This is a genomic window from Streptomyces sp. NPDC052023 (assembly GCF_044548465.1).
GTDB lineage: Bacteria > Actinomycetota > Actinomycetes > Streptomycetales > Streptomycetaceae > Streptomyces.
Genome location: NZ_JBIUBW010000011.1, coordinates 45,225 through 58,278 on the forward strand (window position 1 = coordinate 45,225; position 13,054 = coordinate 58,278).

General features: G+C 71.2%; 18 protein-coding genes and 1 pseudogene. 16 read left to right on the forward strand and 3 right to left on the reverse strand.

Annotated features, from left to right (window positions below; genetic code table 11):
• The first annotated feature begins 46 nt into the window (after positions 1–46).
• The 8 genes and pseudogenes from ACIHCM_RS22130 to ACIHCM_RS22165 all read left to right on the forward strand — a co-directional run bounded on the left by ACIHCM_RS22130 (position 47) and on the right by ACIHCM_RS22165 (position 4,687).
• Positions 47–301, forward strand: a complete 255-nt coding sequence (locus ACIHCM_RS22130; RefSeq protein WP_399898370.1) for a MoaD/ThiS family protein — start codon at positions 47–49, stop codon at positions 299–301.
• An 8-nt stretch (positions 302–309) separates the two neighbouring features.
• Complete coding sequence (locus tag ACIHCM_RS22135; protein ID WP_399898372.1) at positions 310–1,539, forward strand: hypothetical protein; 1,230 nt, start codon at positions 310–312, stop codon at positions 1,537–1,539.
• A 96-nt stretch (positions 1,540–1,635) separates the two neighbouring features.
• The gene (locus ACIHCM_RS22140) at positions 1,636–2,367 is read left to right on the forward strand and encodes a DUF2993 domain-containing protein (protein ID WP_399898374.1); all 732 of its coding nucleotides are present in this window, start codon (positions 1,636–1,638) and stop codon (positions 2,365–2,367) included.
• Positions 2,368–2,564: 197 nt separating this feature from the next.
• The gene (locus ACIHCM_RS22145) at positions 2,565–2,645 is read left to right on the forward strand and encodes a putative leader peptide (RefSeq protein ID WP_350310325.1); all 81 of its coding nucleotides are present in this window, start codon (positions 2,565–2,567) and stop codon (positions 2,643–2,645) included.
• A gap of 124 nt (positions 2,646–2,769) precedes the next feature.
• Positions 2,770–3,609: a sulfurtransferase gene (locus ACIHCM_RS22150; protein WP_399898376.1), complete on the forward strand. Its 840-nt coding sequence runs from the start codon at positions 2,770–2,772 to the stop codon at positions 3,607–3,609.
• 34 nt (positions 3,610–3,643) lie between these two features.
• The gene (locus tag ACIHCM_RS22155) at positions 3,644–3,934 is read left to right on the forward strand and encodes a DUF1416 domain-containing protein (RefSeq protein WP_365444639.1); all 291 of its coding nucleotides are present in this window, start codon (positions 3,644–3,646) and stop codon (positions 3,932–3,934) included.
• Positions 3,935–4,033: 99 nt separating this feature from the next.
• Positions 4,034–4,294, forward strand: a complete 261-nt coding sequence (locus ACIHCM_RS22160) for a DUF3099 domain-containing protein (protein ID WP_399898378.1) — start codon at positions 4,034–4,036, stop codon at positions 4,292–4,294.
• A gap of 10 nt (positions 4,295–4,304) precedes the next feature.
• Positions 4,305–4,687 (forward strand): annotated as a pseudogene (locus ACIHCM_RS22165) (VOC family protein).
• Between the two features lie 13 nt (positions 4,688–4,700).
• Here the strand turns inward: ACIHCM_RS22165 and ACIHCM_RS22170 are convergent.
• Positions 4,701–5,063, reverse strand: a complete 363-nt coding sequence (locus ACIHCM_RS22170) for a DsrE family protein (protein WP_399898380.1) — start codon at positions 5,061–5,063, stop codon at positions 4,701–4,703.
• Positions 5,064–5,165: 102 nt separating this feature from the next.
• Here ACIHCM_RS22170 and ACIHCM_RS22175 point away from each other — a divergent pair, with 102 nt between their 5' ends.
• From ACIHCM_RS22175 to ACIHCM_RS22200, 6 genes are all read left to right on the forward strand, one after another.
• Positions 5,166–5,969, forward strand: a complete 804-nt coding sequence (locus tag ACIHCM_RS22175) for a hypothetical protein (RefSeq protein ID WP_399898382.1) — start codon at positions 5,166–5,168, stop codon at positions 5,967–5,969.
• Positions 5,966–6,808: a hypothetical protein gene (locus tag ACIHCM_RS22180; protein WP_399898384.1), complete on the forward strand. Its 843-nt coding sequence runs from the start codon at positions 5,966–5,968 to the stop codon at positions 6,806–6,808. Before ACIHCM_RS22175 ends, ACIHCM_RS22180 begins: the two co-directional genes overlap by 4 nt.
• A complete protein-coding gene (locus tag ACIHCM_RS22185; RefSeq protein WP_399898386.1) occupies positions 6,805–7,662 on the forward strand; it encodes a hypothetical protein in 858 nt (285 codons plus the stop codon). The genes ACIHCM_RS22180 and ACIHCM_RS22185 overlap by 4 nt, the downstream gene beginning before the upstream one ends.
• Before the next feature lie 226 nt (positions 7,663–7,888).
• Positions 7,889–8,464, forward strand: a complete 576-nt coding sequence (locus tag ACIHCM_RS22190; RefSeq protein WP_399898388.1) for an FABP family protein — start codon at positions 7,889–7,891, stop codon at positions 8,462–8,464.
• A gap of 16 nt (positions 8,465–8,480) precedes the next feature.
• Complete coding sequence (locus ACIHCM_RS22195; protein ID WP_399898390.1) at positions 8,481–8,951, forward strand: Fur family transcriptional regulator; 471 nt, start codon at positions 8,481–8,483, stop codon at positions 8,949–8,951.
• Positions 8,952–8,960: 9 nt separating this feature from the next.
• Positions 8,961–9,926: a YgfZ/GcvT domain-containing protein gene (locus ACIHCM_RS22200; protein ID WP_399898392.1), complete on the forward strand. Its 966-nt coding sequence runs from the start codon at positions 8,961–8,963 to the stop codon at positions 9,924–9,926.
• A gap of 3 nt (positions 9,927–9,929) precedes the next feature.
• On the opposite strand, the gene dtd is transcribed toward ACIHCM_RS22200, so the two are convergent.
• Positions 9,930–10,355 carry a D-aminoacyl-tRNA deacylase gene (gene dtd / locus ACIHCM_RS22205; RefSeq protein ID WP_399898394.1) on the reverse strand — a complete coding sequence of 142 codons (426 nt, stop codon included), beginning with the start codon at positions 10,353–10,355 and terminating at the stop codon, positions 9,930–9,932.
• Positions 10,356–10,524: 169 nt separating this feature from the next.
• On the opposite strand from dtd, the gene ACIHCM_RS22210 reads away from it, so the two are divergent.
• Positions 10,525–11,148 (forward strand): aerial mycelium formation protein, encoded by a 624-nt coding sequence (locus tag ACIHCM_RS22210; protein ID WP_399898396.1) that lies wholly within the window; start codon positions 10,525–10,527, stop codon positions 11,146–11,148.
• Between the two features lie 140 nt (positions 11,149–11,288).
• Entirely contained in the window at positions 11,289–12,539 is a 1,251-nt protein-coding gene (locus ACIHCM_RS22215) for a GNAT family N-acetyltransferase (protein ID WP_399898398.1), read from the forward strand.
• A 221-nt stretch (positions 12,540–12,760) separates the two neighbouring features.
• Here ACIHCM_RS22215 and ACIHCM_RS22220 read toward each other — a convergent pair whose 3' ends face one another.
• Positions 12,761–12,946: a hypothetical protein gene (locus ACIHCM_RS22220; protein ID WP_399898400.1), complete on the reverse strand. Its 186-nt coding sequence runs from the start codon at positions 12,944–12,946 to the stop codon at positions 12,761–12,763.
• Positions 12,947–13,054: the final 108 nt, after the last annotated feature.

Consider the following 13,054-nt stretch of genomic DNA (forward strand, 5'->3'; position numbering starts at 1 on the left):
CTGACGGTATTCACAGCCAGGTTCCGCCGACCGACTTGAGGACGAGATGGCAAAGGTCACGGTGCGCTACTGGGCGGCCGCGAAGGCCGCCGCCGGGATCGCCGAGGAGCGCTTCGACGCGGCGACGCTCGCCGGGGCGCTCGACGCGGTGCGCGAGCGACACCCCGGTGAACTGGTGCGCGTCCTGCAGCGATGCTCGTTCCTCGTCGACGGTGACCCCGTGGGCACCCGCGGGCATGAGACGGTACGGCTGGCCGAGGGCGGCACGGTCGAGGTGCTCCCGCCGTTCGCAGGAGGGTGACCACACCGATGAGCAACCAGCCGTACGAGGGCGCGTACGACGCCGGGTACGACCCCTACCGGCAGGGACAGCCCCAGTACCAGCAGGGCCGGGCTCCCCGCCACCAGCAGGACGAACCCCGGCACGAGCAGGCACAGGCCGCGCAGTACCAGCAGGCACAGGCCCCGCACCAGCAGGCACAGGCCCCGTACCAGCAGGCACAGGCCCCGTACCAGCAGGACCGGCCCCACTACCAGCAGACCCCGCAGCACCATCCGGCCCAGTACCATCCGGCCCAGCACCCGCAGGCCCAGTACCAGCAGGAGCCGTACGGGGGCCCGTACACCCAGCAGTGGGAGGGCCGGACCTGGGACACACAGACCCAGCCGGCCACCCCGGCGTACGTTCCGCAGCAGCAGCCGGAGAACGGGCAGTGGGCGCAGGAGCCGCACGGGCAGCCCCAGCACGCCGCCGAGCCCCCCGCCGCTCCCGAGGCGCCGCTCACGGCCGCGCAGCGGGCCCGGCTGGAGGGGCGGTCGCCCATCATCGAGCCCGGCTTGCAGCCGGCCGCGCTCACCGCGGTGCTCGGACTGCTGATGGCCGGCGGCGCCGCGCTCGGCGCGTGGGGCCTGCTCGTGCCGCTGGTCCTGCTCCAGGCCGTGACGGCGGCGGGCTGGTTCCGGCTGAACGGCATGTGGCCGGCCCGCCAGGGCATCGCGCTCGCGTTCGCGGGCGCGCTGACCGCGGACGTGGCGCTGCTGGTCGCGGGCCGCGAGCAGGCGCCGGCCGCGATCCTCGGCACGCTCGGGGTGTGGGTGCTGCTCACCCTCGTGCTGCAGCTGCGCTCGCACGCCGACCCGGACACCCGGATGTACGGCCTGATGGCGACCGTCGTCTCGGCCGCGCTGGCCGTCGTCGCGACCGGCTATCTGGCCGCCGGGCCGGACGCGGTCGTCCTCGGCGCCGTCGCGGTGGCCGTGGCCGTCCTGGCCCGGGCGCTGCCGCTGCCGACGCCCGCCTCCGTGGTGGTGGCGCTGCTCGCGGCGGCGGGGGCCGGCATCGCGGCCGGCGGGCTGACCGGCGTGGGCAACGGCGAGGGCGCCCTGCTCGGCGCGGCGGCCGGGGTGTGCGCCCTGATCGGCCACCGGGTGGCGAGCTACGACTATCCGTCCCGGTTCGTCCACTTCACCGCCGGTGTGGCCCTGCCGCTGAGCGCCGCGGCGCCGGTGGTGTGGGTGCTCGGGCGCGCGCTGGTCTGAGGTCCGCCTGTCACAGGTGATCGACAATTCCGCGACCGGTGTTGCCTTTGGGGTTACGGTGACCGTCGTCCGAGACCGATCGCCGGGGTGGGGAAAATGCGCGCGCTGCGAATACTTCTGATCGTCGTCGTGATCCTGGGCGGCCTGTTCGTGGCCGCCGACCGGCTCGCGGTGAACTTCGCCGAGGGCGAGGTCGCGGACCGGGTGCGGACGAACGAGGGCCTGTCCAGCACCCCCGAGGTGTCGATCAACGGCTTCCCCTTCCTCACCCAGGTGGCGGGCGGCACGCTGGACGACGTCGAGATCGGCATCCAGGACTACGAGGCGGCCGCGGGCGACGGCGAGCGCATCCGCATCGACGACCTGCGGGCGAACTTGAAGGGCGTCGACTTCTCCGGCGACTTCAGCTCCGCCACGGCCGCCTCCGCGACCGGCACGGCGACCATCGCGTACGACGAGCTGCTCAAGGCCGCCAAGTCGGAGCCCACGCAGGTCGCCCCCGGCATCACGGCCCGCGTGGTGAGCCTCTCCGACGGCGGCAACGGAAAGATCGAGGTCGGGCTGGAGATCGACGCCCCGGTGATCGGCACCAGGGAGCTCTCCGTGCTCAGCGCGGTGAGCGTCAAGGGCGACAACGTCGAGGTGCGCACCGACTCCCTGCCGGACCTGGCGGGGCTCGACCTCGCCGAGAACTCGGTCCGTGAGATCACCGACTTCCAGCAGGCCATCGACGACCTGCCCGGCGGCATCGAACTCGACAAGGTCGAGGCGGCGCCGAACGGCCTGGAGATCTCGGTGGCGGGTTCGAACGTACGGCTGGCCGGGTAGGACCGGGCCGGACATCGTGCGGCTGTCCGGCAGGCGAGACGCCTCGTCCGTACCGCAGATGAGAGAGCGTGCGCAAGCGCCCGGGAGCCGTGCCGCGGCTGGCCGGGCGCTTCTGTGTTCCCGCATGTCGGACGATCCTGTCTCACGATGCGACACACCGGTGACACGCCCGCCGGTCCGTCCCTAAGCTCGACGGCATGAAGCGACAGGCGGACCTCACGAAGCGGCGGGCAGTAGACCTGTGCCGCGTTGCCGCCATGCTCTGTCGCACCTTCTGAGCGGAAGCTCCGACTTCCGCGTTCCCCTGCCCTGCTCAGGGCACTCGTGCGCCACGCCGTACCCGGCACGCGCACCCCTTCGCACTCGCACGCCCCGCCGCAACTGCCCCGGAGGAGAAAGAGCATGAGCCGCAGCGACGTCCTGGTAGACGCCGATTGGCTGCAGGAGCACCTGGACGACTCGGACATCGCCATTGTCGAGGTCGACGAGGACACCTCCGCCTACGAGAAGAACCACATCAGGAACGCCATCCGGATCGACTGGACCAAGGACCTCCAGGACCCGGTCCGCCGTGACTTCATCGACCAGGAGGGCTTCGAGAAGCTCCTGTCGGCGAAGGGCATCGCCAACGACACGCTGGTGATCCTCTACGGCGGCAACAACAACTGGTTCGCCTCGTACGCCTACTGGTACTTCAAGCTCTACGGCCACGACAACGTCAAGCTTCTCGACGGTGGCCGCAAGAAGTGGGAGCTGGACGCCCGCGAGCTGGTCGAGGAGGTGCCGGAGCGCACGGCCACCGTCTACACGGCCAAGCCGCAGGACACCTCGATCCGCGCCTTCCGTGACGACGTGGTCGCCGCCATCGGCGCGCAGAACCTGGTCGACGTCCGCTCGCCCGACGAGTTCTCCGGCAAGCTGCTCGCCCCCGCGCACCTGCCGCAGGAGCAGTCGCAGCGCCCGGGCCACGTCCCGACCGCCCGCAACATCCCGTGGTCGAAGAACGCCAACGACGACGGCACCTTCAAGTCGGACGAGGAGCTCAAGGAGCTCTACGCCGAGGAGCAGGTGGACCTCGCCAAGGACACCATCGCCTACTGCCGTATCGGTGAGCGCTCCGCGCTGACCTGGTTCGTCCTGCACGAGCTGCTCGGCGTGCAGAACGTCAAGAACTACGACGGCTCCTGGACCGAGTACGGCTCCCTCGTCGGCGTGCCGATCGAGCTCGGCGCCAACAAGTAAGCCCCGACCTTCAAGACCCCTCAGGAGATTCGACATGTGCGGAGCGAAGGCCGGCGGCCCCGACGCCTCGACGATCAAGCCCGGTGAGACCACGATCCAGGGTCAGGTGACCCGCGACGGCGAGCCGGTGACGGGCTACGTCCGTCTGCTGGACTCGACCGGCGAGTTCACGGCCGAGGTGCCGACCTCCGCGACGGGCCAGTTCCGCTTCTACGCGGCCGAGGGCACCTGGACGCTGCGCGCCCTCGTGCCCGGCGGTGCCACCGCCGACCGTACGGTCGTCGCCCAGCAGGGCGGCCTCGCGGAGGTCGCGATCGCGGTCTGACGACCCGGCGCCGAGCGCAGGGGCCGCGTCCCATGGGTCGGACACCTGGGGCGCGGCCCTTTCGCGTGCGGATCACGGACGCGGACCTACGCTGGAGTTATGTACGCGCGCCGACGGCACGTCTACTTCGCCATGATGGGCATCTGCATCGGGCTGTTCGTCCTGGCCTGGGGAGTCGTACGCCTGTGGTCGACGGCCGCGGCCGTGGGGATGTGCGTGGTCGCCATGGTGATCCCTCCCGTCGCCGCGATGGTCGCCAATCGCCGGGGCCCGGACGACCGCTGGTGGGACGACCCGTCCGGCGATCCGCAGTCCGACGAGTGGTGGGACGAACTGGACGGCAAGAAGAAGCCGCGGTAAGAAGGCGGCCATGTCGCCCGCGAGACTGTCCACCGTGGTGCTGGACGCGCACGACGCGCATGAACTGGCCGGTTTCTACCGGCGTCTGCTGGGCTACGAGGTGCGCCGCGAGGAGCCTCACTGGGTGCTCATCGGCCCACCGCCCGGCAGCGAGGGCACGGCCCTGGCGTTCGAGACCGAGCCCGGTACGTACGCCCGGTCTGGCCCTCCCGGCACCCCGGTGACCAGCAGATGATGCTCCACCTCGACATCGAGGTCGAGGATCTGGAGGCGGAGACGGCGCGGGCGGTCGCCGAGGGCGCCACGCCCGCCGGGTACCAGCCCCAGGCCGGTGTGCGCGTCCTGTTCGACCCGGCGGGCCACCCGTTCTGCCTCTGGACCGAGACCCCTTGACGACCGGCGTGCGTCAGTAGACGAGCGCCTGCGTGTCCTCCGCGAGCGCCTCCTGCACAAAGACCTGCGCCCCCGCGATCCGTACGCCCTCGATGACGTCCTTCTCCGTGATGTCCCGGCGGGCAGCGCACTGCGTGCACAGCGTGAGACGCCCGGCGGTCAGCACGGAGTCGATCAGGTCGGGCAGCGGGGCGGCGTGCGGCAGCTCGAACTCCGCCGCCCGCCCCGGCAGCGCGAACCAGGCGGACTCGCCGGTCAGCCACACGGAGACGTCCACTCCGCTCGCCACGGCCACCGCGGCGACCGTGAACGCCTGCGAACACCGCTCGGGAGCATCGGCCCCCGCCGTCACCTTGATCACCATCTTCTTCGCCATGGCTGAATCGTAATCAAGATCCTTACAACCGGACGCCTGGGCCATGGGTCACCTGTGAGGCGCGGTAGTGGAATCCGCGCTTCATGTCCTGTGGGGGACGTCGTGGAAGACTCTGAAAGACCGGGAACGCCGGACACCGCCGACGCGGACGTGATCCCGGAGGCCGTACAGGCATCGCCGGAGCCGCCTCGGACGCGGCCCCGACGCCGTGGCCGTACCGCCCTTCTGATCACCGGCGCGGCCGTACTCGGTGTCGTCGCGGGCATCTGCGCCGGATACCAGGTACAGGCCGGCCGCGCGCCCGAACCGCTGCCGCCGCTGTCCCAGCCGGTGCTGCCGCAGGCGACCGGGCCGGCCCCGGAGCCGCTGTCGGCCGCGCAGGACCGCAAGGTGCGCACCGAAGGCGACCTGCGCAAGCTGCTGCTGAAGAAGCCGGCCGGCGCGAAGGAGGCCGAGTGGCTGTCCGGCTCCGACGGCTGGATGGACCTCCCGGTCTACGCCGGCACCTTCACCGAGCCGGGCAGCAAGTTCAGTTCCCTCGTCTCGGACGAGTTCCGCCGGGCCGCCGTCGCCGGCTGGGAGGTCGGCAACTCGTACAGCGTGGAGATCCGTCTCGTGCAGTTCCGCCACGAGGACTCGATGGCGGCGGTCGACTCCGTCGCCAACCTCCAGGACTGGGCGGAGCGCGCCAGCGGCGTCGAGAGCTGGAACGTCCCCGGCACCGGCGAGGGCATGGCCTACGTCCACCCCCGGCCCGGCAACAAGCCCGGATACGAGCCGCTGTACACCGCCGAGGCACACGCCTGGCGCGGTGACATCGCGATGGAGATCTGGATCTACGGCGACCGGCGGATCGCGAGAAAGACGGTCATGGACCTGGCAGAACGGCAGATGGAGCGGCTGTGACGGAGACCGGAGCCACGCAGGACCAGGCGCAGCCGGAGGTGCCGGAGCCGCTGCCGGAGGGGGCGGGCGCACCGGTGGACGCACCGCCGCGCAAACCGGTGCGGCGCGGGCGGGTGGCGGCCGTCGCCGGCTGCCTGCTGCTCGCCGGAGCACTGGTCGCCGGCGTGAGCGCGACCGTCGTGACCGTGCGGGACGCGGACCGGGACGCGGGCGCCCCGCGCTGGAAGTTCCCGAAGGAGACCGGCGAGGAGAGGAAGGCGCCGATCGCCACCGGGCTGGCGGGCATGCTCGTGCCCTACGGCACCGACGGCTGGGTCCGCGGCCCCGACATCGGCGAGTTCGGCTCCGACGCCCGGCTCAGCGGCGCCCAGGCCACGGCGCTGCGCAAGCAGTCCCTGCGCGGCCTGTCCCGCTCCGCGCGCAAGGAGCTGGAGAAGGAGATCGACCGGCAGCGCGTCAAGGGCATGGCGATGCGCAGCTACTTCAGCGGGGAGGCGAAGCCGTACTTCTACAACGAGGAGATCTACTCGGTGAGCGTCGTGCTGACGCAGATGGAGGACCGTACCGCGGTCCGTGACCTCTCTCAGTTCCAGCGGAAGCTCGTCGGCGCCCTGGGCGGCCGCAAGGGACCGAAGATCAAGGGGCACAAGAACGCCGAGTGCTTCGGGGCGCCCGGGGGAAGCCAGGAGGAGCTCGCCGCCGTGCTCTGCTCCGCCCATGTCGGTGACGTCCTGGTCACGGCGACCGCGTACGGCACCGGCACGCTCGACAGCGCCGGAGTCGCCTCGCTCCTGCGCCTCCAACTCGACCGCATCGCCGAACCCGGGAAGGCGATATGACCGACAGCACCACGCAGGCCCAGCCGCTCGACCAGCGGGTCACCGAACCGCCGCAGCCGGCTGCTCCCCCCGTGGCTCCGGCCCCCGCGCCCCGGGACCGCCGTGTCCTGCGGGCCGTGGCGCGCTGGACCGCCGCCGCGCTCGTGTTCGCGGCCGTCGGCACCGGCACGGCGTACGGGATCACGGGCCTGGCGCGCACGGACCTCCCCGGCCTCGCCACGGAGTCGGACGGCCGCTGGGACTACCCCGAGCTGACCAGGCCGCCGCTGCCCGTCGGCAGCCCGGGCCCCTTCGCCGACGGCAACACGGCCGGCGCCCACCACGCCGACCTGCGCGCCCTCGTGCTGCCCGCCCCCGCCGGAGCGCGGGAGGCCAAGACGCTGCGCGGCGCGGACGGCTGGCTGGCGTCGGAGGACTACCTGGCGGAGTACGCCGAGGAGGACCGGGAGCTGCTGCGGCGGAAACTCGTAGACACCGGCCTGCGGCACATCGCCGCCCGGGGCTGGACGACGCCGGACGGCGTCCGGACCCGGATCTACCTGCTCCAGTTCGACACCGCGCAGGTCGTGGACACCGAGATGGCACCCGACGCCCTGGCGTTCGCCTGGCCCACGTACCCGCTGCGTGGCGCCCCTGACACCGAGTACGACGCGAAGTTCCCCGAGTCGGCCACGGTCCGCGGGATCGCCCGCACCGCCTACGCCGAACCGGAGCCGTACGGCGCCGAGCAGGTCCGCCAGGCCTATCTCGCGGCCGGCGACGTCTACGCGGTGATCGTGCAGTCCCGCAAGGGCGGGGTGCCGGCCGTGCCGTTCCGGCAGACGGTCGTCCTGCAGAGCCAGCTGCTGGGCTGAGGGCGTACCTCACAAGGAGGGCCGGGTCGCAGCCGCGTAAGCTGGGGCCCGGCCTTGTGTACCACGCACCCCGCTCACCAAGGAGCATCCCGTGACCCTCTTCTTCGAAATCCTGCTGATCCTGGTCTGCGTCGGTGTCCTCGCCTTCACCGGTCTGGTCGTGAAGAAGCTGTACCAGGGCCAGCGCTGATCCTCCCCCTACCCGTACGAGACGTCTGAGCTGCTCATGATCGAGATCCCGTCCGACCTCCACAAGGACCTCGTCCCCCTCGCCTTCCTGCTCGGCAACTGGGCGGGCGCGGGCGTGCACGACTTCCCCGGTGCCGAGAAGTGCAACTTCGGGCAGGAGGTCACCTTCACGCACGACGGCCGGGACTTCCTGGAGTACCACTCCCACAGCTGGGTGCTCGACCAGGACGGCAACAAGGTCAGGCCGCTGGAGTCCGAGCACGGCTTCTGGCGCATCGACGCCGCCCGCAAGGTCGAGGTCACGATGACCCGCGACGACGGCGTCATCGAGATCTGGTACGGCGAGCTGGCCGACCAGAAGCCGCAGATCGACCTGGTCACGGACGCCGTCGCGCGCACCGCGGCCTCCCGCCCCTACAGCGGCGGCAAGCGGCTGTACGGCTACGTCAAGAGCGACCTCATGTGGGTGGGAGAGAAGCAGACCCCGGAGGTCGAGCTGCGCCCGTACATGTCGGCGCAGCTGAAGAAGGTCGTCACCCCGGAGGACGTCGAGCGCTGGGCGAAGGCCCTGCCGGGCGACCTGCCCGACGACGGGATCGCTTTCTTCAAGTAGCCCTAGACTCGTGGGTGTGGTGAGCACCGACTGGAAGAGCGACCTCAGGCAGCGCGGCTACCGGCTGACGCCGCAGCGGCAACTCGTGCTCGAAGCCGTGGACACCCTGGAGCACGCGACCCCCGACGACATCCTCGCTGAAGTGCGGAAGACGGCGTCGGGGGTCAACATTTCCACCGTCTACCGGACGCTGGAGCTCTTGGAGGAGCTGGGCCTTGTGAGCCACGCCCACCTGGGGCACGGCGCGCCCACGTACCACCTCGCCGACCGGCACCACCATCTCCACCTGGTCTGCCGTGACTGCACCGACGTGATCGAGGCGGACGTCTCCGTGGCCGCCGAGTTCACCGCCAAGCTGCGCGAGACCTTCGGTTTCGACACCGACATGAAGCACTTCGCGATCTTCGGCCGGTGCGCGGACTGCGCGGCGGGCGGGGACCCGGAAGCCAGGAGCGCGACCGGCGAGGGTTCAAGTACCGGGTCGTAGGCTTAGCGTATGAAGAGCCCTCTGCTGTCCCTGCCCGGCGCCGTCCCCGCCGAAGGGCTGGACGAAGGTGTCGCCGCTCACTACGGCGACCTGTTCCGCGAGCAGCGCGCCCTCGCCGACGGCACCGGTTTCGTCGACCTCTCGCACCGCGGGGTCGTCACCGTCACCGGCGACGACCGGCTGAGCTGGCTGCACCTGCTGCTCACCCAGCACGTCAGCGAACTGCCCGTGGGTGAGGCCACCGAGGCGCTGGTCCTCTCCGCAAACGGTCACATCGAACACGCGCTCTATCTGGTGGACGACGGCACGACCGTCTGGGCCCACGTCGAACCCGGCACCCAGGACGCCCTGATCGCGTACCTGGAGTCGATGAAGTTCTTCTACCGGGTCGAGGTCGCCGACCGCACCGCCGACTTCGCCGTCGTCCACCTGCCGGCCGGTTCCATCGCCGAGGTGCCGGACAAGGCCGTCGTACGGGAGACGGCGCACGGCCGTGATCTCTTCCTGCCGCGTGCCGAGCTGGAGGCCTTCGCCGCGAAGGCCGGACCCGCGGCCGGGATCCTGGCGTACGAGGCGCTGCGCGTCGAGCAGCACCGGCCCCGGCTCGGCTTCGAGACGGACCACCGCACCATCCCGCACGAGCTGGGCTGGATCGGCACCGCGGTGCATCTGCAGAAGGGCTGCTACCGGGGGCAGGAGACGGTCGCCCGGGTGCAGAACCTGGGCAAGCCGCCGCGCCGGCTGGTCTTCCTCCACCTCGACGGCAGCGAGGTGCACCTGCCGCCGCACGGCACCGAGCTCCGGCTCGCCGACGAGGGTCCCGACGGCCGCAGGGTCGGCTTCGTGACGACGTCCGTGCGCCACCACGAGCTCGGTCCGGTGGCGCTGGCGCTGGTGAAGCGGAACGTGCCGGTGGACGCCCGCCTGGTGGCGGACACGACGGCCGCGGCCCAGGAAGTCGTCGTCGAGCCCTGAGGCTCAGATCTCCAGCAGGACCGTGAACGGGCCGTCGTTCGTCAGCCCCACCCGCATCCGGGCGCCGAACCGGCCCGTCGCCACCGTCGCGCCCAGCGCGCGCAGCTGCGCGACCACCTCGTCGACGAGCGGCTCGGCGACGTCACCGGGCGCGGCTGCGTTCCAGGTGGGACGGCGGCCCTTGCGGGCGTCGCCGTAAAGGGTGAACTGGCTGATCACCAGGAGCGGGGCGCCGATGTCGCTGCACGACTTCTCGTCGTGCAGCATCCGCAGCGACCACAGTTTGCGGGCGAGCTGGGCCGCCTTCTCCTTGGTGTCCTCGTGCGTCACACCGACCAGGACGCACAGCCCCTCGCCGGTGATCTCCCCCACCGTCTCGCCGTCGACGACGACGCTCGCGCCGTCCACCCTCTGCACCACTGCTCGCATAAGGCCATCATGCCGGGCCGCGTCGCCCGGCTTCGCGGGTGGTCCGTACCGGCGCTCTTTTTGATCCCTAACCCCCCATCTGGGGCCGTTCGGGGGCACTCGGTCACATACGGACCACTTGGGGTGGCACGATGGCGCCACACGCCGGTCGAGGGGACGGTTGAGGCATATGAGAACACCGAGTACCGGGCAGCCGCCTGGGGCTGTCTCGTTGACCCAAGCGGGAGCCGGGGAGTCACTCCGGCCACCCGTGCAACGCACGGACAGTCCACAGCTGCCGCCGGATCCGCCCGCGCACGATCTGACCACGCTGAGCCTGGCCGAATTGCGCTCCCTGCGCCGGGACTCCCAGCGCGACGAGGCGGACCTCAGTTACGTACGACGCCTGCTCCAGGGCCGTATCGACATCCTGCGCGCCGAGCTGGCGCGCAGGGGGCCGGCGTCCCTGGTGGACACCGGCCCGGCCGAGGCGTCCGTCGTCCAGCGGCTGCCGGAGATCCTCAAGGACGCCCCGGCCCGGCACCGCTCCTCCGCGCGCCACGTCACGCTGGGGACGCCGCACAACGAGGAGTACCGGCGGCTCGCGGCGGAGATGCTGGCCGAGGTCGAACTGTCCGCGCTGGATGCCCGTACCGACGGGGAACTGACCACCGCGATGGGACGGCTCGTGCGCTACGAGCAGCAGGTGTCCCGGCGCCGGCAGCGGTTGCAGCGGACGGCGGACGAGTGCAGCGCGGAGATCGCGCGCCGGTACCGGGAGGGGGAGGCGCAGGTGGACGACCTGCTGATGTGACGCGGGGCCCCGCTCGGGCGGGGCGCGCGGCCCCGTCGGGTGGGGCCCCGCGCCCCGACCTGCCCGGTGCGGTGTCCTGCCGCGCATCCCCGCTGGAAAATCCCGCGACACCCGCGCCCTCCTGTGCCTACGGTGCACTCATGACGCGCCGCGACGAGCTCCCCGTACGTCCGATCACCGAAGAGGAGTTGGCGGACTGGCATCGCGCCATGAACGTCGGCTTCCTGCAACGGCCCACGCTGGCCGAGGAGCAACTTCAGGCACGGCGTGCCCAGTTCGTTCCGGGGCGGCTGCTGGGGGCGTTCGACGGGGACCGGTGCGTGGCGACCTTCCGCTCCTTCGCACAGGAGGTCACGGCCGTGGGCGGCGCCTTCGTGCCGGCCGACGCCGTCTCGAACGTCACCGTCAGCCCGACGCACCGCCGCCGTGGCCTGCTCAGCCGCATGATGGCCCAGGACCTGACGGCAGCCAAGGAACGCGGGGACGTCGTCGCGACGCTCGTCGCCGCCGAGTACCCGATCTACGGCCGCTACGGTTTCGGCCCCGCCACCACGGCCGCCGAGTGGACCGTCGACGTACCGCGGACCGGCCTCGACCGCCGGTGGTCGGGGCCGCAGGACGGCGGGCGGATAGACCTGGTGGACGCCGAGGACGTCCGCAAGCTGGGCCCGGAGCTGCACGAGCGCCTCCGCCGTACCCAGCCGGGCGCGGTCAGCCGCAGCGACCTCTGGTGGCGGATCAACACCGGCGCCGCGCGCTTCCAGAGCTCGTGGACGGAGCCCTACTACGCCCTGTACCGCTCGGCCACGGGCGAGGTCGAGGGACTGGTCTCCTACGAGTCGGACGACAAGTGGCACGGCAAGCAGCCGCAGAACACCGCCGATGTGAACTGGCTGATCGCGGTGACACCGGCCGCCGAGCGCGCCCTGTGGCACTTCCTGTGCTCGATCGACTGGATCACGCAAGTGAAGTCGGGCTGGCGGGCCCCGGACGACCTGCTGCCGATGTTCCTGCCGGACCCGCGCGCCGCGCGCCTGACCGAGCAGGCCGACTGGCTGTGGGTGCGGGTGCTGGACGTCGTACGGGCGCTCCAGGCGCGGACGTACGAGGGATCGGGTTCGCTGGTGCTGGAGGTCGTCGACGCGGGCGGGTTCGCGGGCGGGCGGTACCGGCTGGAGGCGTCGGAGCAGGGCGCGTCCTGTGCGCCGAGCAGTGCGAGCGCCGATCTCACGCTGGACGTCGCCGATCTGGCGGCGCTGTGGCTGGGTGACGAGTCAGCGGTGCGGCTGGCCGCGCTGGGCCGGGTGCGGGAAGAACGAGCGGGCGCCGCCCGTTCGGCCGACGCCCTGCTGCGCACGTCCAGGCGGCCTTGGTGCCCGGACCTGTTCTAGTACTCCCCTCTGCCGGCGACGGTGGACGCTTCTTGCTATCCGTAGCGTGCTCTTCAGTTGTGGCTGTCCCTCTGCTTGTTCAGTTGTGACTGTGCGGTCGTGACCGTGTAGCCGTGACTGTGCAGTTGTCGGTGTGCAGTTGTCGGTGTGCAGTTGTCGGTGTGCAGTTGTGGCTGGGCGGACCGACCGAGCTCCCGGCTCCCCTCCGGAAGGGAGCCCGGTCAGCCCGTCTGGGCGAGCAGCATCACCAGGAGCACTGCTCCGATGCCGCCGATCATGGTGTTCTTGGCCTTGATCCCGATGGTGAGCGCGACCAGGGCGACGATGCCCATCGGTCCGAACCTCCACTGGATGAACTGTTCGACCCCGATGGCCAGGGTGGCGATGACGATGGCGATGAGCGGCATTCGGTCCCCCTTCGAACGTTCCGCCCTGGTGGCCAACACTCGGGACTCTTGACCATGTTGCCGAAGTTGGCGACCAACTTCACTTCAGTTATCTCCACTTGGGAGCGT